We start from the raw sequence: 25,714 nt of genomic DNA on the forward strand, positions 1-25,714 counted from the left end.
CCGTCTCTGTCGGGAGTAGGGGGAGGTTTCAACCGGTCGTGAGCACCTCTACGGGGCCGGGCCGTACCGGGGGGTGCCGCCGACGTCGTTAGGTGTAGATACCCGTCGTGCTACTTAAATTTCCTGCTGGTGGTTGTGTCGAAGGACAATCAGTAATGGTGGATTATCGCAGACGTGCCGGGGGGAGCAGCGCCCCTCAGGCCGGGAGCGAGCGGTCAGTGAGCGCGGCCTCGAGCACCTGCAAGGTGTGCTTGACGGGGTAGCCGCTCCCGTGTTCCATCTGCATCGCGCAGGTCGGACACTCGGTCAGGCCCGTCTCCGGTTCGGCGTCGTCCATGTGCTCGAACATCTCCTCGCCGACGGCCATCGAGGTCTCGTAGTTCTCGGACTTCCAGCCGTAGGTGCCCGAGATGCCCGAGCAGGACTCGCCGACGTCGTGGGCCTCGACGTCGCCGAGGTTTCCGAGCACCGCGGTGGTCTGGCCGTCGAGTCCCTGGTTCCGGGCGTGACACGGCGCGTGGTAGGCGAAGTCGGGCGCGTCGACGTCGTCGACGGCCGCGAGTTCGCCGTCGAGGTCCTCGTGGATGCGGAGGTACTCGACGGCGTCGTAGGTGTGTGCGGAGACGCGCTCGGTGTCCTCGAAGTCGAACAGCTCGGGGTACTCCTGGCGGAGCGCCATCGAGCAGGACGTACACGAGCAGACGATGTCGTAGCCGTCGTCGACGAGGTCGGCGAACGTCTCGACGTTGAACCGGGCGGCGCGGCGGGCGTCGTCGAGCATCCCGTTGGCGAACATCGGCGTGCCCGAGCAGCGCTGCTCCGGCACCGCGACCTCGTAGCCGAAGTGCTCGAACACGCGGACCATCGCCTTGCCGACCTCGGGGGTGTTGTAGTTCGCGTAGTCGCCGTGGAAGTAGGCGACCCGTCGCTCCTCGCTCTCGACGGCCGCACCGCCCCGCTTTGCCCACCACTCGCGGAAGGTCTCGGTGGCGAACTCGGGGAACTCCCGTTCGCTGGTGATGCCGAGGAACCGGTCGTTCACTTTCTGGACGAGCGAGTTGCCCATGACCGCGTTGGTGAGTCGGGGGAACATCGACCCGAAGCGGGCCATCGTCCCGTAGTTGGCGAGCAGTCGGTTGCGCCAGTACTCGACCGAGAGCTTGCTCATCGACTCCTCGACGTACTGCGCGCGGGCCGTGTTGTGCATCTGGCTCAGTGGCACGTCGGAGGGGCACGCGCCGTCACAGCGCATGCAGTTCGAGCACTTCATGATGGAGTCGTCGATCTCCTGGTCCTCCTTGCGCGTGAGCCGCCACTGCTCGGGGCCCTGGAACTTCGGCCCGGGGAACTCGTCGTCCACCTCGGCGACCGGGCACGACGTGTCGCACGTCGAGCACTTGTAGCAACTGTCCGCCCCGGGACGGAGGTCCGCGTCGCCCTCGGGGAACACCTGTATCGGTTCGAAGTCGTCCTCGTTGTCCGTACTCATGACTGATTGACTGCTGTGGCCGCCCGTGTCCCTGCCCGCCAGCCCGTCGCCAGCGAGATGCCGCTCGCCGCCTTCTGTGCCGCCGTGTCCGCACCGCCGACGACCGCTCCCGCGGCGCGGAGGTTCTCGTACGAGACCGCCCCGTCTGCATCGAGTGCCCGCCCGTCTGCGTCGATCCGTACGCCGAAGCGGGCAAAGGCGTGGTCGCCGAACGCTGCCTCCTCGGACCAGTCGTACCGGTCCGCGGGATGGGGCACGTGGAGGTCGAAGATGGGTTCGTACACGCGGTCGCGCTCGGAGTCGATACCCTCGCCGACGAGGCCGCCCGTCGCGAGCACGACCTGCTCGGGAGCGTACGGCACGCGTGCGCCGTTGCGGTCGACGACGACGGATTCGACCTGCGAACCCTCCGCCTCGAAGTCCACCACCGGGACGCCAGTGACGAGCTCGACGCCCGCGCTCTCGAGCTCGTGACGGAGCAGGTCCCGGAGCCGCGTCCCGGGGATGCTCGGCGGACCGGTCGGCACCTCGAACACCGACACCGACTCGCCGGCGGCCTCGAACCCTTCCTCCAGTTCGCTCCGGACGAACGCGGGGTCCTCGCCGAACACCGCCGGGAAGCCGACCCGGTCGGCACCCTCAACCTTCGGGGCGATCTTCTCGACGAGCGCGTCGCGGAACTCGTCGCTCTCCGAGAGGAGCTTTGCGTGCCTGGTCCGCTTGGCGTCGTCCCTGAGTCGCGGGAACCGCACGGTGACCCCGCGCACGTCGCCCGGGACGGTCGCGTCGAGGTTCGCCGCCGCGCGTTTGGCGTCGAAGTCGGGGTCCGTGGAGATGCCGACGAGCAGCGTCTCGCGCCCGTCGCCGACGATTCCGGGTTCGACGCTCGCGGGGTACCGCAACGTCGGCTTGACCGTTCCCTGCGTGGTGGGCACGAGCGCGTTCCGGTCGGTCCCCCGGTAGCGGTCGCCGGTCACGTCGTCGAACAGGGCCAGCCCCTCCCGCAACGCGTCCTTCCCGACGACGGAGTATGGATGCTCGTCGGGCAGATTGTCGATGGCGTCGATTGGCTCGGCGACGAGGTCGTCGTCGACCCGCCCGAGCACGTCGACCAGTCCGGAGGCCTGCTTCAGCGTACTCTCGGACTTCGAGACGACCGTGACCCGCGCGCCCTCGCGTGCGGCCGACAGCGCGGCGACAGAGCCGGCGAGCCCGCCACCGACGACGAGCACCTCAGTCGCTATCATCGTGTCCTCCGTCGGTCGCGGTGCTGGTCGGCGTGGCGAAGGCGTCCCAGTCGACGTCCTCGTCCTTGCTATCGCGGTTCCACGTCGTCGCGTGCAGCGTGTGGTTCAGCATCGCCTGCGAGAGCTGCTCGCCCCAGAGCGCGTGCCGGTGGCCCTTCCAGCGCTCCTGCCAGAGCTCCGTGAGCGAGCGCTCGGCCGTCTCGGCGTCGTACTCCGGGTGGAGTTCGTTGGCGAGCCGGTGACAGCAGAAGCCGCCCTGGCAGTTTCCCATCGAGGCGCGGGTGCGGAGCCGGACCGCGTTGAGGTCGGTGCCGGCCTGTCCGATGGCGTGCTGGACCTCCGCGCGGGTGACGGCCTCGCACTCGCAGAGCACCGGGTTCGGCTCGTCGGTGCCGAGCACGTCCGGCGCGTACGAGCCGAGCCGTTGCTTGCTCCGGCGGGCGACCGGCGAGCGGAGGCCGTAGTCGTCCATCGCACCTTCGAGTCGGTCGAGGTTCTCGCTCCCGGGCAGGGGCTCGTCCGCGGTCGCGCACGACGCGCGGACGCCGAGGAGGTCGCAGACGTGGTCGCTCACTTGCTCGGCCATCATCCGGTAGGTGGTGAACTTCCCGCCGACGACCGTCGTCAGCCCCTGCAGGTCGTCCCGGTCGGCGTGGTCGAGCAGGAAGAAATCGCGGGTGATGTCCGTCGGGTCAGTCGTCCCCGTGTCCGGCGGTTCGTACAGCGGCCGGACGCCCCAGAACGAGCGGACGGTCCTGGCGTCGGAGAGGATGGGGACGAGCTTGGAGAGTTCGTCGATCATGTGGTCGACCTCCCAGCCCTCCTCCGGGTAGTCCTCGGGGTCGTCGACCTCCTCGTCGGTCGTGCCGAGGATGGCGGTCGTCTCGTGTGGCACGACGATGTCCGCGTCGCCCTTCGGCTTGCACCGGTTGACGACGGTGTCCACCTGCCTGACGTTCATGACGACCATGACGCCCTTCGATGGGCGGACCTCGACGTCGACGCCGGCCATCTCGCCGAGCTGGCCGGACCACGCACCGGCCGCGTTGACGACGTGCTCGGCGTGTATCTCCTCGGTCTGGCCCGGGAGTCCGTGCTCGCGCTTTCCGGGGCCGGAGTCGTGTTTCACGCGGACGCCCGTGACCTCGTCGCCGTCGGTCAGCAGGTCGACGACCTCGGCGTGGGTCTCGATGCGCGCGCCGTGGTCCTCGGCGTCGACGGCATTCGCGACGACCAGTCGGAACGGGTCGACCGCCCCGTCGGGCACCTCGATGGCCCTGTCGATGTCCTTCGCGAGGTACGGCTCGACCTCCCGGGCCTCCTCGGCCGAGAGCACCTCTGCCGGGATGCCACAGTCCCGACAGCCCTGCAACTTCTCCTCGAAGTATTCCTCGGTGTCCTCGGGGCGCTTGACGAAGAGGCCCCCGGTCATCTCGACGCAGTGGCCGGCGATGTCGCGCAAGACCCGGTTCTCCTCGATGCATTCGGTCGCACTCGCCTGGTCGGCGACGGCGTAGCGGCCGCCGCTGTGGAGCAACCCGTGCATGCGGCCGGTCGTGCCGTGTGTCAGGTTACCCTGCTCGACGAGCGTCACGTCCACCCCGCGCATGGCGAGGTCGCGTGCGATGCCCGTGCCCGTGGACCCGCCGCCGACGACGAGTACTTCGGTAGTCGTTGCCATCCGGTTATCGACACTGCGGACCGCGAGTACTTCATTGTTTACCCTGGCACCCGTACCAGCAGTAATTCACTCCTGTTTCGACGGGAGAATCGAATCTGTTGGGTGGATTCGCCGGGTAGTGGCCACAAGACTGTTCTGATTGTGAACAACACGCACAAGTTTTATCAGGGTTTACCATAGTGTTTACTACCGGTTGCGGGCCAGCAGTAAACATGGCTCGCGGACACGGAGGAACCTATGGCAGGCAATCAATACGTCGGTGCGATAGACCAGGGGACGACAGGCACGCGCTTCATGGTGTTCGACCACGCGGGACAGGTCGTCGCCAACGCGTACGAGAAGCACGAACAGATCTACCCGGAGCCCGGCTGGGTCGAGCACGACCCGATGGAGATCTGGGAGAACACGAAGTCGGTGGTGTCGACGGCACTCGACCAGGCCGACCTCGATCCCGAGCAGCTCGCCGCGCTTGGCATCACGAACCAGCGCGAGACGACGGTGCTCTGGGACGCGGCGACCGGGAAGCCGGTCCACAACGCCCTCGTGTGGCAGGACCGGCGGACGACCGACCGGGTCGAGGAGCTCGAAGCGGAGGACAAGGTGGAGTGGATCCGGGAGAAGACCGGCCTCGAGGCCGACGCCTACTTCTCGGCGACGAAGATCGAGTGGCTGCTCGACAACGCGGACCCCATGAAGTTAGAGCGCACGGTCCCCCAGGACCTGCGTGACCGTGCGGAGAGCGGGGAGCTCCTGATGGGGACCATCGACAGCTGGCTCACCTACAAGCTGACCGGGAACCACATCACGGACGTCACGAACGCCTCCCGGACGATGCTGTACAACATCCGGGAGATGGAGTGGGACGACGAACTCCTCGACGAGTTCGACGTGCCCGCAGAGCTACTCCCGGAGGTACGCCCGTCGAGCGACGACGAGACCTACGGCAGCACCGACCCCGAGGGCTTCCTCGGCGCGGAGGTGCCCGTCGCGGGCGCGCTCGGCGACCAGCAGGCCGCGCTGTTCGGCCAGACCTGCTTCGACGAGGGGGACGCGAAGAACACCTACGGGACCGGCTCGTTCTTCCTGATGAACACCGGCGAGGAGGCCGTCAAGAGCGACCACGGCCTGCTGACCACCATCGGCTTCCAGCGCTCCGGCGAGCCCGTCCAGTACGCACTGGAGGGCGCGATCTTCATCACCGGCGCGGCCATCGAGTGGCTGGAGGACGTCAAGCTCATCGACGACCCCGTCCAGACGGCCGAACTCGCCCGCAGCGTCGACTCGACCGACGGCGTCTACATGGTCCCGGCGTTCACGGGCCTCGGTGCGCCGCACTGGGACGGTCGCGCACGCGGGACCATCGTCGGGATGACCCGGGGGACCCGCCGCGAGCACATCGTCCGCGCGACGCTCGAGTCCATCGCGTACCAGACCCGCGACGTCGCGGAGGCGATGGAGGCCGACGCCGGCATCGACATGGGCCGGCTCCGCGTGGACGGCGGCGCGGTCAAGAACAACTTCCTCTGCCAGCTCCAGTCGGACATCCTCGGCACGGACATCGTCCGCCCCGAGGTCGACGAGACCACGGCGCTCGGTTCGGCCTACGCGGCCGGGCTGGCCGTCGGCTACTGGGAGACCGTGGACGAGCTCCGCGAGAACTGGCAGGTCGACCGCGCGTTCGACCCCGAGGGGGACCAGGACGAGCTCGACGCGAAGTACGACCGCTGGGCGGACGCGGTCGAGCGCAGCCTCAACTGGGCGCAGGACGGGGGTGACTGACGATGTTCGAGGTCGCCATCCAGACGACGGTCCCGGTCATCGGGCTCACGCTGGAGACGTTCGTGCTGCTGCTCATCGCGGCCGCAGCGGGCGGCGCGTTCGGGGCCGCCATCGGCGCGCTCCCGGCGTTCATCTTCACCGGCTTCGTCGTCTTCCTGGGCGAGGGGATCGCAATCCTCAACCGGCAACTCGGCGGCGAGGCCCTCGCGGTCGGACAGGGCGAACTCGTCGGCGGACTGTCCGGCATCATCGGGTTCGGTGCCGTCACCGGCCCGCACATCGCCTTCGCGGGCGGTGTGGCCGCCTCGGCGTACGCGGGGAAGAAGTACCCGGAGATGGAGCCCGAGGGCTGGGACTACCACTTCGGGAAGAACATCCTGTACGCCTTCGGCACCAAGCCCGACATCCTCGCGGTGGGTGCCATCTTCGGCGTCTTCGGCGCGTTGTTCAACCAGTTCACCGGCGCACTCCTCGTCGTCGACGGTACCGGCGTCACCGACTCCATCGCGCTGACGGTCGTCGTGAGCGCGTTCGTGGCCCGGGTCGTCTTCGGCTACCCCCTCGTCGGGAAGTCCGCCGGCTCCAGCATCCTCGACATGTCACCGTTCGAGCGCGAGGAGCCCCGGGCGGCCACCGACGGCGGTGAGGTGCCCATGGAGCACCAGGGCCGGCTCGCGACCGAGCCGTGGCTCCCGCACCAGTACAAGTGGTCGGGCGTCACCGCCATCGGCATCGTCGGCGGCATCCTCGGCGGGTACATCTACATCCTGACCGGGAGCATCTTCCTCGGCTACGCCATCTCGGCCATCAGCCTGCTGTTCCTGAACCTGGGCGTCGAGAAGATCCCGGTGACCCACCACATCACGCTCATCGGAGCGGTCGGTGCGGTCGTCTTCCTGCCCAACTTCAGTCCGGTCGTCGCGCTGCTGGCGGCCGGCGTCTTCGGTGCAGTCAGCGGGCTGCTCGGCGAGGTCACCCAGCGCATCTTCTACGCGCACTCCGGGACCCACGTGGACCCGCCCGCGATGGCCATCGCCATCGCCATGGTCGTCGTGGCGCTGCTCGCGATCGCCGGCGTCCTGCCGAACGCGGGCTACCTCTGAGGTGGCGGACGAGGGGGCAGAACCCCATCGTCGGCTCCCGACACACTCCTCGGCGTTGTGCCGAGGGATTTTAGCATCGGACGAACTGAGCTACCACAACCGAACCGACCCATCGCATGGACATCGAAGCACGAATCAGACGACGACAACGCCGTAGTGGCGAGCCGCGCATCGTCCAGGACTACGACGCCCTGTCGCCGGTCGTCCACGTCGAAGAGCCGTCGGGAAGGGGGCCGGTGCTCGAGCAGCTGCTCGACCACCTCGACCCGATCTTCGAGCGGTCGCTGCCGCCTACCGCCTACGTCTGGGGTGACGGTGGGGTCGGCAAGTCCGCCGTCGTCACCGCACTGTTCAACCATCTCGACCGGATGCTGACCGGGACCGGGACCGTCATCCACACCACGACACGTGCCCGCTCGACGCCAGCACCCGAGTTCGTCTACGTCGACGCCCGGGTCCACGACAGCGAGTTCGCACTGTACCACACGGTGCTCGACGGGCTCGTCGACGAGCAGGTGCCGAAACAGGGCGTGCGGACCGATTCACTCCGGTCGCGGTTGAAGAAGCGACTGGCCGGGACGGACCGCGCGATCGTCGCGGTCGACCACGTCGACGAGCGTGACACGCTCGGACTGTCGACGCTCCACGGCGCGTTCGACGGGATGGACGACCGGCTCAGCTGGATGGCGGTCGGCCGCACACCACCGGACGAGCTGGCGAGCGAGCTGGTGCCGCCGGAGCACATCCACGTGCCGCCGTACCAGCAGCACGCGCTCGTCGACCTGCTGACGGGCAGGGCGTCGGACGGTCTCGCCCGGCAGGCGTTCGAACACGCACAGATCAGGCGGATCGCGGAGTGGGCGGCTGGAGATGCCCACGACGCGCTCACAGCCCTGTTCGGCGCGGCCGAGGTCGCGACGGCCGAGGGACACGAGCGCATCCACGAGCGCGACCTCGAGGCCGGACTCGACGCCGTCCCCCGTCCGACGGTCGCGCTCGGTCGGGTGCTGACGTTGCCCGAGAACCGACAGCTGGTGCTTCGGACGCTGGTCGACCTGCCCGACGAGGCCACGACCTCTGTGGGGGAGGCGGCAGAGTCGGTCGCGGCGGCACCCGGTATCGACCTCTCGGCGTCGACGGTGAAGCGGTACCTGTACGAGCTGGCCGAGGACGGTATCACGGAGCGCGTGACGGCCGAGCGACCGGTCGAGAGCGCGGGCCGCCCACCGAGCCGGCTCGAGCCGCGGTTCCCGACGCTCGTGTTCAGCCGGCTGTACGACCTGCAGCACGAGTGAACGCGGGCCGTTCGTCCCGCGTCCCGCGTCGACGGCACCGCGTTCGACACTGACGGCGGATTCCTGTTTTCGACTCCCGAGGGGGCCCCGATACGGCACCCCCTCTCATGAGAGGTCACATGGTTATACCGAGAGGTACGCATTGACTTCCCATGTCACACGAGAACAAGGCAACAGGGGGGACCAGTCGTGGCGCGACCAGTCGACGGGGGCTGCTCGGGCTCGTCGCCGGCGCCGGCACCGCTTCGCTCGCAGGCTGCATCAACGCGTTCGGTGGTGGAGGCGGTGGTGCGGACGAGATCGTCCTCCAGATGGAGGGCGGGACCATGCTCGACGCGCTGGAGTCGGAGGCGTTCGAGCCGTTCGAGGAGGAGTTCGGGACGACCGTGGAGGTCGCCCTCCGGAGCAGCCAGCAGAGCGGGTACGCACAGATCAAGGCGGGCCAGGCCGAGGTCGACATGGCGAGCGTTCCACCGTTCACGCTCTACAACGGGACCATGGAGGAGGTCTGGGAGCCGATCGACCCGTCCGAGATACCGAACTACGGGAGCAACGTCCTCGACCCGCTGAAGAACCCAATCTTCGACCCGGGCGAGCAGATCCACGGCGTCCCGCACGCCTACGGCACCGTCGGGATGGCGTACAACAACGAGGAACTCGACGACCCCACGTCGTGGAGCGCGATGTGGGACGAGGCCTACTCGGGCCACGTCGCCCCCGAAGGGTTCGGCTTCATCCGCGTGTTCACGACCGCCCTCGAGATGGGGATGGACCCCAACAACATCGGGGCGGACAGCTCCTACGAGGAGGCCATCGAGCAGATCTGGCAGCGCGTCGCCGAACAGCAGGACCTCGTCGTCACGAACTGGACGAGCGGCGACGAGCTGGGACGGCTGTTCACGTCGACGGACGCCTGGGTCGGCGAGGCCTGGGGGAACGTCATCTACGGAGCGGTGCAGGACGGGAACGACCACCTCAGCTACGTCATCCCGGACGAGGGGGCGTACGGCTACACGCAGAACCACGCGCTCGTCGAGGGCATCGAGGACGACAAGCGGGAGGCGTGCCTCGAGTTCATCAACTTCCTCCTGCGGGACGAGATCCTCCAGCCGGTCGTCGAGAAGCTGGGGCTGCCGCCGTCGACCAGCGTCACCTCCGAGACCATCACGGGGCTCTACGACTACGACCCGTCCGGCGGCGAGGGGCTGAAGTTCCCCGACGTGGAGTACATCAACGAGCACAACGACGAGTGGTCCCAGCGGTGGGAGGAAGTGCGTGGGAACTGAGCCGACCTCGAAATCCGAGGGTGACACCACATGGCATTTCTGGAGCTAGACGAGATACGGAAGGAGTTCGGCGACCTCGTCGCGGTCGACGACGTCTCGCTGGACATCGAGGAGGGACAGTTCGTGACCATCGTCGGCCCGTCCGGCTGTGGGAAGTCGACGATACTCCGGTCGATCACGGGGCTGGAGACGCTGACCGACGGCGAGATACGGCTCGAGGGCAAGGACATCACCGACCTGCCGCCGTATCGACGCAACATCGGCCTGGTGTTCCAGGACTACGCGCTGTTCCCGCACAAGACCGTGTTCGAGAACGTCGCGTTCGGCCTTAAGATGCGCAACGCTCCGGAGGCCGAACAGCGCGAGCGCGTCGAGGAGATGCTCGAGATGGTGAACCTGGAGGGCTACGAGGAGAAGTACCCCGGCGAATGCAGCGGCGGTGAGCAACAGCGCATCGCGGTCGCGCGCGCCATCGCGTTCGACCCGGACCTCGTGCTGATGGACGAGCCGCTGTCGAACCTCGACAAGAACCTCCGAACGAGCATCCGGAGCGAGCTGCGGCGCATCCAGGAGGAGACGGGCGTCACGACGGTCTACGTCACGCACAACCAGAACGAGGCGCTGTCGCTCGGCGACAAGATCGCCGTGATGAACGACGGGCAGCTGGAGCAGTTCGACGCCCCCGAGAACGTCTATCGGAAGCCGCAGACGCGGTTCGTCGCGGACTTCCTCGGTCGGTCGACGGAGGTCGTCGGGACGTACCGCCGTGAGAACGGACAGGCCGTCGCCGAACTCGCGGATGGCGTCGAACTGCAGGTCCCAGCCGACGAGGAACTCGCCGCGGGCGACGCGGTATCGCTGTTCCTCCGCGACGAGAAGCTGAAGCTCGTCGACGGGACCGAACCGGAGACCAACGTCATCGAGGGGACCGTGGAGTCGGTCGACTACCGGGGCCGCGACATCAACTACTTCATCCGCGTGCCCGAGCTGGACCAGACGCTCCAGGTGAGCCACATCGCCGACCACAGCGAGGAGGTGTTCCACGAACTCGGTGACACGGTGTCGATGTACATCGAACCAGAGAACGTCACGTGTCTGCCGGCCGGGGACGCACCCGTCGCCGGGCAGGGCGAGCCATGAGCACGGAGCGCGCACGCTTCGGCAAGGTGCGGGACCGGGTGATGGAGAGCGACTGGGTCAGACTCCTGCTCTCCCCGGGACTCGGGATCGGCTGGGTCCTCCTGTTCCTGTTCCTCCCGATGACGGTCATCGTCGTCATCAGCTTCTCCATCCCGGGTGACTTCGGGAACGTCATCTACGAGTTCACGCTCGCGAACTACGAGCGGTTCTGGGAGGCCGACGTCTACAAGAACATCATCTTCGAGTCGCTCGTCTACGGCGTCGTCGTGACGCTGCTGTCGCTCCCGCTCGGCTACACCGTCGGCTACTTCCTCGGCCGGTCGAAGACCGACTGGAAGTGGGTGCTGCTCGGCCTCGTCGTCCTCCAGTACTGGGTGCCCTTCATCATCAGGACGTACGCGTGGATCATCGTCCTCTCGAACAACGGGGTCCTGAACCAGTTCCTCCTCCAGCTCGGCGTCATCGGGTCGCCGCTCGACATCATGTACACGGACTACAGCATGATACTCGGGCTGACCGTGAGCCTGCTGCCGTTCATGATACTGCCCGTCTACGTCTCCGTCAGCACCATCGAGGAGGACCAGATACACGCCGCGAAGACGCTCGGGGCGACGGACTTCCGTGCGTTCCGCGAGATAACGCTCCCGCAGTCGCTGCCCGGCATCGTCTCGGGGGTGCTGTTCGTGTTCATCATCTCCGCGGGTGCGTTCCTCGCGCCGACGCTCCTCGGTGGCCCCAGCACGCGGATGATCGCGCCGGTCATCGAGACGGTGTTCATCCTCGACTTCAACTGGCCCTTCGCCGCCGCGCTGTCGCTCATCTACTTCGGCATCATCGGCTTCCTGCTGTACCTGTTCACGCGACGCGTGGACCTCGAAGAGGCGCTCGAGACGGGGGTGGCCTGACGTGGCGACCGACACCGACGCCGTGACCCAGGGCGAGACCGACGTCGACGCCGAACGGGGCTACTTCGGCATCACCGTCTCGACGCGGACCAAGTGGAACCTCATCCGCGCGGTCACGGTGGTCGTCTACGTGCTGATGCTGCTGCCGCTGGCGGTCATCGTCATCAACTCGTTCAACCCGTCGCGGCTCGGGAACTTCCCGCCGTCGTCGCTCAGCCTCCGGTGGTACGAGGCGCTGCTCGCGGACACCCGGATGCTCCGTGCGCTCTGGAACAGCTTCCAGGTCGGGGTCGCCGCAGCGCTCGGGGCCGGCCTCGTCGGGACGCTCACGGCGATGGGGTTCGTCCGCAACGACTTCCCCGCACAGGACGCACTCGTCATCGTCATGCTGTCGCCGTTGCTCGTCCCGCCCATCATCGTCGGCGTCGCCTCGACCATCTTCTTCGGACAGGTCGGTCTCGAGCGGTCGATCGCCTGGCTCATCGTGATGCACACGCTGCTGGGACTGCCCTACGCATTCCTCATCATCCGCAGCCAGCTCTACCTGTTCGACGAGACCCTGGAGGAGGCCGCGAAGACCCTCGGTGCCAACCCGGTGACGACGTTCCGCGAGGTCACCTTCCCGCTCATCTCGCCGTCGATCCTCACCGCGATGGTCATCGTCTTCGTCATCTCGTTCGGCGAGTTCACGGCGACGCAGTTCTGGGTGAAGCGGACCACGACGACCGTCCCGGTCGTCATCTTCTCCATGCTCCGGACGAGCATCAGCCCGCAGATCGACGCGCTCGCGACGGTGATGCTCGTCATCACCATCGCCATCCCGCTGGTCGTCCTCGGGATTCGGCGGTACCTGCTGCAGAACTGAGCCCTCCCGTTTCCGGGGGCCGACCGACATCTCAGTCCACCCACTCTGCTTCGTCCATCATCGTCTCGATATAGCACCCTGGCAGACTGCCTGTACCGGCAAAGACTGAAGGGCACTCCAATGGTAGTCACGATTATGTCGAAGCAGATGAACACCGTCGTCTCAGGTGACGAGTCGACGATTCACGACGAGCCCCACATTCGAGGCCGGCGCATCACCGTGAGCCACATCCACGCGCTGGTCGAAGAGCGCGGCCTCGACGCGCAGACGGTTGCGGACCGCTTCGACCTCACCGCCTCGGAAGTCTACCACGCACTGGCGTACTTTCACGACCACCCCGAAGAGATGCGGGCGGTCGAAGAACGCCGTCGAGAGCTTCACGAAGCAGCGGAAGAAGACCCGGAAATCATCACCGGTCCCGAAGACCTGCAGGAATCGTAGGGATGCAGTTGTCGTTTCTTCTTGACGAGAACATCACTGCTCCGCTGGCTGACAAACTCGACAAAGCAGGCCACGATGTAGAGCGTGTCGTCGACGTGGACGAGTTGGGCGAAGGTGTCGACGACACCACGATTCGCCTGTACGCCGTCCAAGAGGGCCGTCTGATCGTCACTAGAGACGACGACTTCGTCCAGATGCCGGCCGACTCACACAGTGGTGTGCTCTACGTCCCCGACCAGTCGCTTCCCCCACACGAACTCTACCATATCATCCAGCGCGTCATCGAAGTGTTCCCTAATCGAGACGCGATGGATTCAGTGACGTACATTACTGCCGACTGGCTGTGATTGCAATCCGGTTCACCGGAGTCGGCCAAAGGCGACGCCCGTCGTGGGGAACCCCGGGTCGAACCCGCCGACGTCTGCGGCGACGAGGCGGCCGGCAGCCGGCGCGTACTGGATGCCATTCGCGTTGAACGCGAGCACGGAGAGCCCGTCGACGTCGGTCGGGCCGATGACGGGGTCGCCGTCGGGCGTCACCGTCCTGACCCCCACCCACTCGTCCGCGACCGTCGCGTCCCGAGCGCCAGGGAGGAACCGAGCGATCGCGTCGAGCGAGCGCTCGCGGCGTGCGTCAGGCACGTCGTCGCCGATGGCGTCGGGGTCCAGCACGCTCGCGTTCTCGTACTGGCCGGGGAAGTGGCCGACGAACAGGCTCCCGTCCCGGTTCTGTCGGGTGTAGACGCCTGTCTCCTCGTGGTAGAGGGCCGGGAGGCCGTGCTCGTCGGTATCCAGAACGAGCATCGGGCCGCGAGTGTTCCGGACGGGGAGGGTCACGTCCGCCGTGTCGAGCAGTCTGCGGTTCCACGGGCCCGCGGCCGCGACGACCGCGTCCGCCCGTCGCCGGCCGTCGGTGGTTCGGACACCGGTCACCCGCCCCGCCTCGGTCAGTATCTCGGTCACGGTCGTCCCGGTCTCGACCGTCGCACCGGCAGCACGTGCCCGCTCGAGGACCGCCCGTGCGAGCGCGGCCGGGTCGTCGACGTAGCCGACGCCGGGGCTGTAGAGCGCACCGGTCACCGCGTCCGTCGCGAGTCCCGGCAGGACCAGCGTCTCGTCGAGGGCCGCCCCGGAGAGGTACTGCACGGGCGCGCCCTTCGTCGCCGTCTCGGTCGCCGTCGACTCACGGATGACCTGATTGAAGTCGGACTCGAACGTCGTGCGGATGGCGTCGTCGCCGGCCGCCGTCGTGGCGAGTCGCAGTCGTCCGCCGTGGACGAACCGGGGCTCGGTCTCCGCAGCCGACAGCAGTCGTCCGTAGTACCGGATGCCGTACCGGAGCAGCGGGACGGTCGCGGCCGACTCGTGGCCCCAGAACCCGACGAACGCACCTGACCTCGCGGTCGTCTCGCCGGCCGGCTCTGCTGCGCGTTCGAGGACGACAACCTCGGCGTCGGTCTCCCGGGCAAGGTGGTCGGCCGCGCTCGCCCCCGCGATGCCGGCACCGATCACGACGACCCGGTCGGCGTCGGTCATCGCTCGGTCACCGTCTCTCCAGTGTCCGCCCCCTCACCGTGGTACGTGCGACCGACGTACTCCGAGGTGAACGCCTGGACGAGCGCACGGTAGCCCGGACGGAACGAGAGGGTGTCCCCGACCGTGATGGTCGCGGTCGCGTCGGTGATGTCACAGACGGTGTGGTCGCTGCTCGCGCCGACCACCTCCACTCCGTCGTCGAGGGGTTCGAGGTCGTCGGTGACGACGTCCTGCTCGCCGACGGCGACGATGGCCCGCTCGCGGACGCCGCGGTCCTCGAACCCCGGGCGCTCGCCGTCGACGTCGTGACCCCGTGGCCCCGCCGGCGTCGATGGCTTGCGCTTGCACTCGATGACCTCCGCACGGAGGGTGAACGCGTCGTCACGGAGGTAGGGGACCGTCCGGTCGCGCGTGACGTCGGTCCCGAGGAGGATGGCCTCCCCGACGCGGAGCTCGTCCACCCGGTCGGGGAGCGTCCCCGCCTCGACGAGCGGGAGGGTGACGCTGCTCCCGCCCGAGACGACCGGGAACGTCCGGTCCAGCGCTGCCTCGTTCTCCTCGACGAGCGAGACGAACTCGGCCATCGACGTCGCCGTCGGCACCACCCCGCCGAAGCAGCCGACGTTGGTCCCGACGCCGACGACGCGGACGCCATCCAGTTCGACCGCGCGCCGGAGGGTCGGCAGGAGGTCCTCCGGGAGGACGCCTTCGCGGCGGTCTCCCGTGTCGACCATCACGATGACGTCGTGTTCGACGCCACGCTCGCGGGCGGCGGCCGCGACGGCCTCGAGCACCGCGACCTCGCTGTGCAACGACCGGTCCGCCGTGGTGACGACGCGGTCGCGGTCCCGCATCGACGAGACGAGCAGCGTCAGCTCTGCGTCGACGTGCTCTCTCAGGCGTGCGAGGTTCAGGATACGGGAGTCGCCGATACCGTCGACACCCCCGTCGAGCATCGCCCCTGCGACCGCCGGGTCGCCGGTGACGGCCTTCGTCACGCCGACGACCCGGCCGTCGAAGCGCGTACAGACAGCCTGCGTGTTCTCCCGGACGACGTCGAGGTCGACGTGGACGGTCGGCGCGTCGAATTCACTGGTAGCTGGTGCTGCCATGCTCACGAGAGCAGCTCGACCGCACCCGCGGCGAGGACCCTGGCCACCTCGACGGTCTCGTCTACGTCGACCCACTCGCCCGCCCCGTGGATGTTGTCGCCGTCCGGGCCGTAGATGACGGTCGGCACCTCGGCACGGTGGCCGAGGTAGTTGAAGTCGCCGACGCTGCGGAAGTAGCCCAGCGATGGCAGCTCGCCGGTGACCGTTCGCGTCGCCGTGGCGAGCCCCTGGACGAGCGGCTCCTGCTCGTCGAAGACGTACGGCCCGTAGCGGGCATCCGGGTGGGGCGTCTCGCGGAGCCCCACCGAGACGTCGGCGTCGAGCCCGAGCTCCGCGACGACCGCCTCGGCGTCCGCGAGCACGGATTCCCGGGTCTCCCCCGGGACGACGTGTCTGTCGACGAGCAGCCGGCACGACTCCGGCACCGACAGCGTCTCGCCCCCGCCGTCGATGGAGAGCGGACAGACCGACCCCTCGCCGAGCTGTGGGTGCGAGCCCACGGGCATCTCCGAGAGGGCGTCCGCGAGCAGGCCAGCCGCGACGACGGCGTTCCGCCCGGCGTCCGGCATGGAGGCGTGTGCAGCGGTCCCCCTGATCTCGATGTCGTAGAGGAAGCGCCCGCGAGCACCGAGGTAGAGCGTCGGGTTCTCGCGCCCCTCGCCGTCTAGGATGGGACCCGGTTCGGTGACGACCGCCATGTCGCAGTCGTCGACAGCGCCGTCGCGAAGCAACTGGTCGGTGCCCAGGCCGTAGGGTCCTTCCTCGTCGACGACCGCCGCGAGGACGACGTCGCCGGCGAGGTCGACGTCCGCCTCGGCGAGTGCGGCGACGGCGACCATCGCGGCCGCCAGCCCGGCCTTCATGTCGGCGGCCCCCTGCCCGTAGAGACGGCCGTCCTCGATGCGACCGGAGAGCGGGTCCTCCGTCCACTCGTCGACGAGTTCGACCGTGTCCATGTGTCCGTTCAGCATCAGCGTCGGCGCGTCAGGGTCCGATCCCGGGAGCCGCACGAGGACGTTCCGGCCCTCGTAGCCGGTGATCTCGGGTTCGCTGACGGTGTGGTACTCGGGATCGAGGCCACGGTCGTCGAGCCAGCCGTGGACGAACTCGCCGATCTCGTCCTCCTGGAAGTACGGGCTCTCGATCCTGACGAGCGACTGGAGGAGGTCGACTGTCTCGTCCGCGTCGACGGCTGCTGCCACCCGCCTCGCGGCGTCCGTGGAACTCTCGGATTGGGTCGTGGATTCGTCGTCGTTCATGCTCACTCTCCGCGTACTGGACCGTCGAAATCGTGCGGTTCGACGGCCTCTGTCACGGTCTATGCAATCCACGGAACGACCCTAATCACCGCCCCTCTCATGACAGGTGGAGACGGGGGCAGTGCTAGCGATAGGCACAACAGGGTACGACCAGTAACGAAAGCGTTCGACTCGGGTTCAGTACAGCGGTGAGACCCCGGTCACGTCGGGGCGCGACGGCTACGGCAGCGCCCCGATGACCTTCGCCTCTGCCTTTCGGAGGTGCTCCAGCGTGGTCGCCTTCGAGACGCCGAGCTCCTCGGCGATCTCCGTCGCACTCACCTCCCGTGGCCACGTGTAGTAGCCGCGCTCCCGCGCGAGCTCGAACACCTCACGCTGGCGTTCGGAGAGGATTCCCTTCCGGAGGAGCCCACCAGCCTCGCGGTCGTCCGACGTGATGTGCTGGACGTCGATCTCGGCGTCCATCTCGTCGCGGACGGCGTCGAGGCGCTCCTGGATGCTCGCGCGGTCCCCCTCGATGACGACGTCCCAGTACTCGCGGCCGTCGTGGATCCAGACCGCCTTGTCCGGGATGAACCCGTTCGAGACGAGCGAGTCGTTGATGCTGCGGTCGTGGCCGTACATCACCAGAAGGCTCTGGGAGACGTTGCCCGGCGTCGGAATCCGCTTGTCCAGGTCGAAGCTGTTGTCGAGCCGCCAGACCGAGTCGACCAGCGGCGACGACTCGATGTCCTCGACGAGCGATTCGAGCGCCTCGTTGGAGTCCCCGTAGGCGGTGAACCGCCCCTTCACCGACTCCTCGACCGTGTAGACGCCGTGCCCGAAGATGCCCCCATCGGCTTCCTCGGTGACTTGGAGCGTCCAGCAGTCGGGGTGCCAGATGCTCAACGTCAGGTGCGACCCGGTCCGGGTGTCGTGTCCGGCCTCAGCCATGTTCGTTCGATACGATACCACGGCGCATTACTCTACCCCTGCATCACCGGGCACCAGCAGGTGACACACCGACCCACCAGGCGCCGAGGCTGGCGGTCTCCTGCAAGAATCGTCAGGCCCTGGTTCACGGCAACGGCCCCGCGATTCCGGCCCGGACTGGTCTGTCGAGTCGCGGCCCAGCCCGGACCGCCGATGGAGAGTACTCCCCGCACACGGGAACGTGAGTGATTTAGGGTCGGTGGCCCCAGGGACGGTATGACCGACGCTCCGCCGCTCGTGCTCGACATCGACGGCACGCTCACGCGGCCCGGGGGCGGCATCGACCCGCGCGTCTTCGAGCCGGTGCGCGAGTGGCCCGCGCCCGTGGTGCTGGCGACGGGGAAGGCGTTCCCGTACCCGGTGGCGCTCTGTACGTTCATGCCGATCGACGAGCGCGTCATCGCCGAGAACGGCGGTATCGCCCACGTGAACGACGAGGTGCTTGTCCACGGCGACCGACAGCGCACGACCGCGGCCATCGAGGCCTTCCGGGATGCTGGCGGTGACCTGGGCTGGGGTGACGTGGACCTCGTGAACCGCTGGCGCGAGACCGAGGTGGCCATCCGACTCGACGCGGACGAGGCGCTGCTCCGGCGGGTCGCCACAGAGCACGGGCTCGAGGTCGTCGATACGGGCTACGCGTTCCACCTCAAGCAGCCGGAGATGTCGAAGGGACTGATGCTCGAACGCGTGGCAGAACGCATGGGATACGAGCCGTCGGACTTCGTGGCCATCGGCGACTCAGAGAACGACGTCTCCACGTTCGAGCGCGCCGGCCGGAGCTTCGCGCCGGCGAACGCCGACGAGCGGGCGCGAGCGGCCGCCGACGTGGTGCTGGCGGGCGCTCACGCCGATGGAACGCTCGACGCGCTCGACCGAATTCAGTCGTAGCGAGAATCAGACCTCAGGCGACGGCAACGCCCTGCCGGACCAGAAAGTCGGTCGCGCGGTCGACCTCGACGGGGCTGCCGACGAACCGGTAGGTGTCGTCCTCTTCGAGCATCGTCAGCACGAACTCGTCAGCGAGGCGCTCGCGCAGCTCCTGCGGTGTCCCCGCGGGGAGGACAATCTGTGTGCTATCGCGCAGCTGGGCCGGAGCCGGCATCGTCTGCCTCGGCGTTTTGTACAGGACTCTATGAACGTATCGAAGTGAGTGCGCGCTCCGGAGCCGATGGTCGAACGGAGTGGACAGGTTTTTCGGCACCGACGGCCGAGAGTGGAACGATGGGGCTCGAAGAGGAGATCGAGGCGATCGAGGAGGAGATAGCCAACACGCCCTACAACAAGTCCACCGAGGCCCACATCGGGCGGCTGAAGTCGAAGCTCGCCCAGAAGAAGGAGAAGCTGGAGAACCAGTCCGGCAGCGGCGGCGGGCAGGGCTACGCGGTCGAGAAACACGGCGACGCCTCGGTCGCGCTGGTCGGCTTCCCGAGCGTCGGCAAGTCGACGCTCATCAACGCGATGACGAACGCCGACTCGGAGACCGGCGAGTACGAGTTCACGACGCTGACCGTCAACCCGGGGATGGTCGACATCAACGGCGCCCACATCCAGTTGCTCGACGTGCCCGGTCTCATCGAGGGTGCGGCGGACGGCCGCGGTGGCGGGAAGGAGGTCCTCTCCGTCGTCCGTAGCGCCGACCTCCTGGTGTTCGTCCTCTCCGTGTTCGAGATCGAGCAGTACGACCGGTTGAAGCAGGAGCTGTACAACAACAAGATCCGCATCGACCAGCAGCCCCCTCGGGTGACCGTCCGCAAGAAGATCAAAGACGGCATCAAGGTGACCTCGACGGTCGACCAGCCGATGGACGACGACACGATCAAGCAGGTGCTGCGCGAGCACGGCTACGTCAACGCCGACATCAACCTCGGCGAGGAGCTCGACATCGACCGGCTCATCGACGGCATCATGGACAACCGGGTGTACACGCCCTCGATCGTCGCCGTCAACAAGGCCGACCTCATCGAGCCCTCCTACAAGGAACAGGTCGACGAGGAGCTCCGGAAGCGCGACATCGACCCGGAGGAGGCGACGTTCATCTCCGCCGTGGAGGAGAAGGGCCTCGACGCGCTGAAAGAGCGCATCTGGAACCAGCTCGGGCTCATCCGCGTCTACATGGACAAGCCCGGCCGCGGCGTCGACTGGGAGGAGCCCCTCGTCGTCCCCGAGGGCGCGACCATCGAGGACGCGCTGTCGAAGCTCGGCGGCGACTTCGAGGACCGTTTCCGGTTCGCCCGTATCCGTGGCCCGAGCGCGAAACACGACGGCCAGCAGGTCGGCGAGGACCACGTCCTCCAGGACGAGGACGTGCTGAAGCTCGTTCTGCGGAAGTAGACGGGGGAGCCGACGAGAGGGCGGACGCCGATTCTCACACGCGTGTGCGCGGACATAAACCAATGGTCCAGGCCGCTTCCGAGAGTTCCGCATCCGCTACTGGTTTCAACCGACTGGCCGTACTGGCACCTATGCAGGCGACGCTCGACCACACGATGATGCGCGTCGAGGACCTCGACGCCAGTCTCGACTGGTACACCACACACCTCGGCTACGAGGAGAAGGGTCGCTGGGAGGCCGACACCTTCACGAACGTCTTCCTCGGCCCCGAGGACGCCCACGAGGAGGGCGCGTTGCTCGAACTCACGTACAACCACGACGGCCGTACGTACGACCACGGCGACGCCTGGGGCCACATCGCCGTCCGCGTCGAAGACGTCTACGACGCCTACGAGGAGCTCATGGACCAGGGCGTCGAGGACTACCGCGACCCCGACTCCTGTGGCGGCTCGTACGCCTTCGTGCGAGACCCCGACGGCCACGAGGTCGAACTCGTCGAGCGCGACCACGGCGCGCGGTACAGCCTCGACCACACGATGCTGCGCGTCGAGGACGCCGACGCCGCCATCGGCTGGTTCACCCGCAAGCTCGAGTACGAGCTGTTCCGCCGCGAGGAGTTCGACGACTTCGCACTCTACTTCCTGAAGCCCGAGGGCGCGGCCGACGAGGCGATGAGCGTCGAACTCACCTACAACTACGACGGCCGCACGTACGACGTCGGCGACGCCTGGGGCCACGTCGCCGTCCGCAGCTCTGACCTCCACGAGACGTGGGACACCCTGATGGCCCGCGGCGCCGAGGACTACCGCGACCCCGAGTCCTGCAACGACCGCTACGCGTTCACGAAGACGCCCGACAAGCAGGAGATCGAGATCGTCACGCGGGACTGAGGCGACAGTCGAACGAATCCATTCTGAGAGCAGGATATATCGGTGGATTACCGCCGATTTGGGGGGGAGAGGTGAGAAGACGGAGTGTCGATTGTAAAGTTTGATGATGTGTCGGATATAAGTCATCGGTGTATCTGGTTCGACCCGATGACCGCCGACCCAGATCCTCGACCGACCCTCCAACATGACGGTAGCACAACGAACCAGCGCGCTGCTGCTGGTCACGATACTCGTCGCCTCGGTCCCAGCTGGCACCGCTGCACTCGCAGGCGCTGCGGGTGCCGCTGACCCCTCCGGGACCGCGAGCACACACCCGACCGATGCGGCCACGCCCGCCCCCGACGCCGAGATCGAGAACGGTTCCGGCTACTGGGTCGGGCGGACCCTCTCCTCCGACGACTACGACGCTGGCGCGTCAGTCGAACTGTACCGGCAGGACGGGGACTCCTGGCTGTTCCTCACGGCGGTCCCGGTGAACGACTCCGGTGTCGCCATCGTCGACACGACCGGATTCGAGGTCGGTACGTACGAACTCCGGAGCGACGGCGCGTCGAATCTGCGGTTCGACCTCCGCCAGCAGTCACTCGCGGTGACGGCCGAGCCGAGCACCGTCTCCTCCGAGCCGGACGGTCCATCCGAGACGACGTTCCGAATCGAGTCCAATCGCGACGCGTACCAGCTCGCGGTGGTGTCAGACGAACTCACGCCGGCAGAGATGCAGACGACGCTCGGCGTCGAAGGTGTGTCCTACGACGTCGACGGTGACGGCGACACGGGTGAACGATCGGACGGACTGGTGCTGACGAATCGAACGTTCGACACGAGCTCGACGCTCGATGCAAACTTCTCCGGCCGGAAACCCGGCATCTACGAGCTCTCGTTCGTCGTGACGGATGCCAGCGTGCGGGCCAGCACCAACGTATCAGTTCCTATCGTCGACCCGGGGACGGCAGGGTTCGAGCCGTCACTGTACACGGCGACCGAGGGTGAATCCGTGATCATCGACGTCCGTATTTCCAATGCCGAGACAGCCGCAGTAACGATTTCGTCCGACGCCGGGTACGAGGCGAATCTGACGCTTCGAGATTCAGACGGGGATGGTGAAGTGCTGGTATCGATCGATTCGACGACCAACGGGACGGTCTCGTACACGACACGGGGTCCCGATTCTCTTACCGTCGATGGAGCCGAGGGGACTTTCGACCCGGCAGAGTACCGACTCGATGTCCGAGTCGGACAGGACCCGACAGCCCCTCCCCAGAACGTCGGGAGACTCGTCGTCGAGCAGACGGGAACGACTGGAACGACTGCGACCGACGGCACAGCCACTGCGAATCCCACCACCCACGGCACGACGAGGACGAATACGGCCACGGGCGGCATCCCGAGCACGACGCCGAGTGACGCCACCCCATCGGCCGAGTCGGCAACGACCGAGCTCAGCCAGACCACGAGCGACGGTGGGACCCCAGGATTCGGGGTCGCTGTTGCGGCGGTCGGTATCGTTACCATCGCACTGCTCGGACGCCGAGTCTACTGACATCGATGGCGGCTGGGTGCTGATACGCCACCTGCTGTTGGTCTGCTCGATGCTGGTCGATCGCCGAAAACACACCCGTTCCGGTCGTTTCCTGAAGGTCACAAGAGGCTGTCGTCGAATCAGATCTGCAGTTTGTTTAAGTACCTTGTGGGGGTGGCTCTTCAGACAATCGGGAGGGCAGGAAGCCGGGATTCCAGGGTATGAGCGGGTGTGTGAACGTTTGACACCAATCCTGCCCACCACAAAGCATTTATAACAATGGTTCGTGCGTTCTTGATGTACCCCTACCCACGGTGACAGTACTGACTACCGTTCGCGTCCCCCCACAGACCGCGAGCGAGAAAGGTGCTCGAACCAAGCGGAACCCAAGCAACCTATGACAGGAACAAAAACGAAGGTCCGTGGCCTCTTCCTGGCCGCACTGATGATTACGTCCGTCTTCGCGGGCGTAGTCGCGTTCTCGGGAAGTGTCGCCGCGGCAAACGCATCCGACTACGATGCCGAGATTGACGAGGGCCAGGGCTACTGGTCCGGTCAGACTCTCGGCGAGGTCGACGATTTCGCACAGGGCGAAAGCGTCGTCCTCGAACAGCAGCAGAGCAACGGTAACTGGCAGTTCGAGACGTACGTCGACGTCGACTCCGACGACGACATCGTCATCGAGACCAGTGACTACCCGACTGGTGACTACCGGCTCCGTCAGGAGTCCGGTGACAATACCGTCGTCAACTTCACCCTGCGCGAGCAGACCGTGACGGCCTCGGCCGACCCGGTCGAAGTGGAGAACGGCGGTGCCGCTAACCAGTCCACCTTCACGATCACCTCGAACCGCCCGAGCTGGGGCCTCGTCATCGCGAACGACGACCTCACGCCGGACGAGATCAACGCGACGTTCCCGAGCGTCTCGGGTACCGCCGTCGACTGGGACGGTGACGGCTCGGCTGACGCCGACGACGAAGCCGACGCGTTCGAGATTACGAGCAAGACCTACGACACCAGTGAGACGCTCGTCGGTAACTTCACCGGCGCCGCCACTGGCTCGTACGACTTCACGTTCGCCGCGAACGACACCGGTGTCTCGGACTCCGCGACGGTCAACGTCAGCGAGCCCGCAACCGGTACGGTCGGTCTCGGCAGCAACCTCTACACCGACGAGCTCGGTGACGTTGCATCCATCACGATCACGCTCGAGGATACCTCCCAGGGTATCGTCCGCTTCGGTAGCGCGGCCGACAACTACCAGGCGAACATCACTGTCACCGACGGTAACGGTGACGGCGAGGTCGTCGTCAACGTGAACACCTTCCTCATGGGCACCGGTAACGCTGACACGTTCACCGTCGCCAACGAGGACGACTCCATCAGCAACGAGCAGTACGGTAGCCTCGGTGGCTCCCTGATCGCAACTGGTGGCTACAACGTCGAGGTCGCGACTGGCACGAACTACAACGTCAACTCGCAGAACGTTGGCACGTTCGACATCCAGCCGCGCTCGACCAACGCGCTCAACACGTGGACCGCTCCCGACGCTGCAAGCCTCTCCGGTGCAACCGCTGAGGACGTTGCAGCACTCGTCGAGGACGGCACCATCACCGAGGATGACACGGTCGCGAAGGGCGACTACCTCATCCACGAGCTCGACGCAACGGGCCTCGAGGGTGTCATCGCGAGCGACTCCAACGGCTTCTTCGGCGTCCTGAACGACAACGGCGCCACCTACAACGTGTCCCTCACGGTCACGGAAGTCGAGCCGGAGCGCAACCAGCCGCGCCGCACCGTCGACATCAACAGCTCGAACACCGCCGTCGTTGCTGGCGAGGACGTCTACTACCTCGTCACCAACACGGACGACATCCCCGCGATGCCGGCCCACGGCGAGTACCAGGCAGAGTTCATGATCGCAGAGGAGAGCCCGCTGGCCTCCGCTGACGAAGCAGTGAACGCAACCTGGGAGCTCGCAGAGGGCGCAATCGAGATCGACACGAACGACGAGGACATGGTCACCGTCGAGGCAGCTGACGGCCAGACCATCTCCGGTACGTCGACCTACGCTCCCGGTACGGAGCTCAACATCCGTGTCAACGGTCAGGACGAGGGCGTCGCCTTCCTGAAGCCCGCATCCGCGACGGTTCAGGCAGACGGCACCTGGTCGACCAGCGTCAACTTCAGCGACATCGCCGCTGGCAGCGAGTTCACGGTCAACGTGAACAACGGTGCCGCAACGGCTGACGGCTCCGTCGCTGAGGCCGCCGCACCGGCCGCGTTCGAGGTCTCCGACCTCAGCGCACCCGGCACGGCGACCGTCGGTGACGAAGTGACCGCCACGGCCACCGTCGCGAACACTGGTGGCACCGAGGGCACGACGACCGTCGAGTTCACCTTCGGCGGTGACGTCGTCGACTCCCAGGAGGTCACGCTCGCACCCGGCGAGTCCACGACCGTCGAGTTCAGCATCACGGCTGACGTCGAGGCAGGTACCTACACGCACGGTATCTCCGCAGGCGACTCCAGCCAGACCGCTGAGATAACGGTCGAGGCAGACACCACGCAGACGCCGACGCAGACGGCCACGCCGACTGCGACGCAGACGGCCACGCCGACGGCTACGGCAACGGCCACGCCGACCGAAGCCCCGACGGACACCGATGCACCCGACACGACTGAGGGTGACGACGGTGGTCAGCCCGGCTTCGGCATCGGTGTCGCACTCGTCGCTCTGATGGGCGCAGCGCTCCTCGCGCTCCGCCGTCAGAACTAACGATAGCTAACTAACCGGACTTCGTCCGGTCCTTCGCGGTACGTCGCTTTCTTTCGGACGCAACACTCGACCAGCGACAGCGT

22 protein-coding genes are annotated in these 25,714 nt (G+C 66.9%); 14 read left to right on the forward strand and 8 right to left on the reverse strand.

Annotation, left to right across the window (positions count from 1 at the left end; genetic code table 11):
• Positions 1-196 precede the first annotated feature (196 nt).
• From ACSG06_RS06585 to glpA, 3 genes are read right to left on the reverse strand one after another with little or no spacing between them, the layout of a single operon-like run.
• Positions 197-1,489 carry an anaerobic glycerol-3-phosphate dehydrogenase subunit C gene (locus tag ACSG06_RS06585; protein WP_440989465.1) on the reverse strand — a complete coding sequence of 431 codons (1,293 nt, stop codon included), beginning with the start codon at positions 1,487-1,489 and terminating at the stop codon, positions 197-199.
• Positions 1,486-2,736 carry a glycerol-3-phosphate dehydrogenase subunit GlpB gene (glpB, locus tag ACSG06_RS06590; protein ID WP_440989466.1) on the reverse strand — a complete coding sequence of 417 codons (1,251 nt, stop codon included), beginning with the start codon at positions 2,734-2,736 and terminating at the stop codon, positions 1,486-1,488. The genes ACSG06_RS06585 and glpB overlap by 4 nt, the downstream gene beginning before the upstream one ends.
• Positions 2,723-4,417, reverse strand: a complete 1,695-nt coding sequence (glpA, locus tag ACSG06_RS06595) for an anaerobic glycerol-3-phosphate dehydrogenase subunit GlpA (protein WP_440989467.1) — start codon at positions 4,415-4,417, stop codon at positions 2,723-2,725. The genes glpB and glpA overlap by 14 nt, the downstream gene beginning before the upstream one ends.
• Before the next feature lie 237 nt (positions 4,418-4,654).
• Between glpA and glpK the strand changes: the two genes are divergently transcribed.
• The 9 genes from glpK to ACSG06_RS06640 all read left to right on the forward strand — a co-directional run bounded on the left by glpK (position 4,655) and on the right by ACSG06_RS06640 (position 13,578).
• Positions 4,655-6,196 (forward strand): glycerol kinase GlpK, encoded by a 1,542-nt coding sequence (gene glpK / locus ACSG06_RS06600; protein ID WP_440989468.1) that lies wholly within the window; start codon positions 4,655-4,657, stop codon positions 6,194-6,196.
• A 2-nt stretch (positions 6,197-6,198) separates the two neighbouring features.
• Complete coding sequence (locus tag ACSG06_RS06605; protein WP_440989469.1) at positions 6,199-7,299, forward strand: DUF7973 family transport facilitator; 1,101 nt, start codon at positions 6,199-6,201, stop codon at positions 7,297-7,299.
• A 116-nt stretch (positions 7,300-7,415) separates the two neighbouring features.
• Positions 7,416-8,594 (forward strand): Cdc6/Cdc18 family protein, encoded by a 1,179-nt coding sequence (locus ACSG06_RS06610; protein WP_440989470.1) that lies wholly within the window; start codon positions 7,416-7,418, stop codon positions 8,592-8,594.
• 152 nt (positions 8,595-8,746) lie between these two features.
• A complete protein-coding gene (locus ACSG06_RS06615) occupies positions 8,747-9,880 on the forward strand; it encodes an ABC transporter substrate-binding protein (RefSeq protein WP_440989471.1) in 1,134 nt (377 codons plus the stop codon).
• Between the two features lie 30 nt (positions 9,881-9,910).
• The gene (locus ACSG06_RS06620; protein ID WP_440989472.1) at positions 9,911-11,020 is read left to right on the forward strand and encodes an ABC transporter ATP-binding protein; all 1,110 of its coding nucleotides are present in this window, start codon (positions 9,911-9,913) and stop codon (positions 11,018-11,020) included.
• Positions 11,017-11,925, forward strand: coding sequence for an ABC transporter permease (locus ACSG06_RS06625; protein ID WP_440989473.1), 909 nt, complete (start codon positions 11,017-11,019; stop codon positions 11,923-11,925). The genes ACSG06_RS06620 and ACSG06_RS06625 overlap by 4 nt, the downstream gene beginning before the upstream one ends.
• A 1-nt stretch (position 11,926) precedes the next feature.
• Positions 11,927-12,790, forward strand: coding sequence for an ABC transporter permease (locus ACSG06_RS06630; RefSeq protein WP_440989474.1), 864 nt, complete (start codon positions 11,927-11,929; stop codon positions 12,788-12,790).
• Between the two features lie 147 nt (positions 12,791-12,937).
• The gene (locus ACSG06_RS06635) at positions 12,938-13,231 is read left to right on the forward strand and encodes a DUF433 domain-containing protein (protein WP_440989475.1); all 294 of its coding nucleotides are present in this window, start codon (positions 12,938-12,940) and stop codon (positions 13,229-13,231) included.
• Positions 13,232-13,233: 2 nt separating this feature from the next.
• On the forward strand, positions 13,234-13,578 hold the full coding sequence (locus ACSG06_RS06640) for a DUF5615 family PIN-like protein (protein WP_440989476.1): 345 nt from the start codon (positions 13,234-13,236) through the stop codon (positions 13,576-13,578).
• A 12-nt stretch (positions 13,579-13,590) separates the two neighbouring features.
• Here ACSG06_RS06640 and ACSG06_RS06645 read toward each other — a convergent pair whose 3' ends face one another.
• From ACSG06_RS06645 to ACSG06_RS06660, 4 genes are all read right to left on the reverse strand, one after another.
• A complete protein-coding gene (locus ACSG06_RS06645; protein WP_440989477.1) occupies positions 13,591-14,766 on the reverse strand; it encodes an NAD(P)/FAD-dependent oxidoreductase in 1,176 nt (391 codons plus the stop codon).
• Positions 14,763-15,878 (reverse strand): alanine/ornithine racemase family PLP-dependent enzyme, encoded by a 1,116-nt coding sequence (locus ACSG06_RS06650; RefSeq protein WP_440989478.1) that lies wholly within the window; start codon positions 15,876-15,878, stop codon positions 14,763-14,765. Before ACSG06_RS06650 ends, ACSG06_RS06645 begins: the two co-directional genes overlap by 4 nt.
• 2 nt (positions 15,879-15,880) lie before the next feature.
• A complete protein-coding gene (locus ACSG06_RS06655) occupies positions 15,881-17,137 on the reverse strand; it encodes a M20 family metallopeptidase (protein ID WP_440989479.1) in 1,257 nt (418 codons plus the stop codon).
• A gap of 219 nt (positions 17,138-17,356) precedes the next feature.
• Positions 17,357-18,070, reverse strand: coding sequence for a helix-turn-helix domain-containing protein (locus ACSG06_RS06660; RefSeq protein WP_440989480.1), 714 nt, complete (start codon positions 18,068-18,070; stop codon positions 17,357-17,359).
• Positions 18,071-18,325: 255 nt separating this feature from the next.
• On the opposite strand from ACSG06_RS06660, the gene ACSG06_RS06665 reads away from it, so the two are divergent.
• Complete coding sequence (locus tag ACSG06_RS06665; RefSeq protein ID WP_440989481.1) at positions 18,326-19,000, forward strand: HAD-IIB family hydrolase; 675 nt, start codon at positions 18,326-18,328, stop codon at positions 18,998-19,000.
• A gap of 13 nt (positions 19,001-19,013) precedes the next feature.
• Here ACSG06_RS06665 and ACSG06_RS06670 read toward each other — a convergent pair whose 3' ends face one another.
• Entirely contained in the window at positions 19,014-19,214 is a 201-nt protein-coding gene (locus ACSG06_RS06670; RefSeq protein WP_440989482.1) for a VNG_1110C family protein, read from the reverse strand.
• A 119-nt stretch (positions 19,215-19,333) separates the two neighbouring features.
• Here ACSG06_RS06670 and ACSG06_RS06675 point away from each other — a divergent pair, with 119 nt between their 5' ends.
• From ACSG06_RS06675 to ACSG06_RS06690, 4 genes are all read left to right on the forward strand, one after another.
• Positions 19,334-20,443, forward strand: a complete 1,110-nt coding sequence (locus ACSG06_RS06675) for an OBG GTPase family GTP-binding protein (protein WP_440989483.1) — start codon at positions 19,334-19,336, stop codon at positions 20,441-20,443.
• A gap of 131 nt (positions 20,444-20,574) precedes the next feature.
• Positions 20,575-21,333, forward strand: a complete 759-nt coding sequence (locus tag ACSG06_RS06680) for a VOC family protein (protein WP_440989484.1) — start codon at positions 20,575-20,577, stop codon at positions 21,331-21,333.
• 184 nt (positions 21,334-21,517) lie between these two features.
• Positions 21,518-22,873 carry a DUF7827 domain-containing protein gene (locus tag ACSG06_RS06685; RefSeq protein ID WP_440989485.1) on the forward strand — a complete coding sequence of 452 codons (1,356 nt, stop codon included), beginning with the start codon at positions 21,518-21,520 and terminating at the stop codon, positions 22,871-22,873.
• 376 nt (positions 22,874-23,249) lie between these two features.
• On the forward strand, positions 23,250-25,631 hold the full coding sequence (locus ACSG06_RS06690; RefSeq protein ID WP_440989486.1) for a DUF7827 domain-containing protein: 2,382 nt from the start codon (positions 23,250-23,252) through the stop codon (positions 25,629-25,631).
• The last annotated feature ends 83 nt before the right edge of the window (positions 25,632-25,714 follow it).

The organism is Haloarchaeobius baliensis, from assembly GCF_052060055.1.
Taxonomy (GTDB): domain Archaea; phylum Halobacteriota; class Halobacteria; order Halobacteriales; family Natrialbaceae; genus Haloarchaeobius; species Haloarchaeobius baliensis.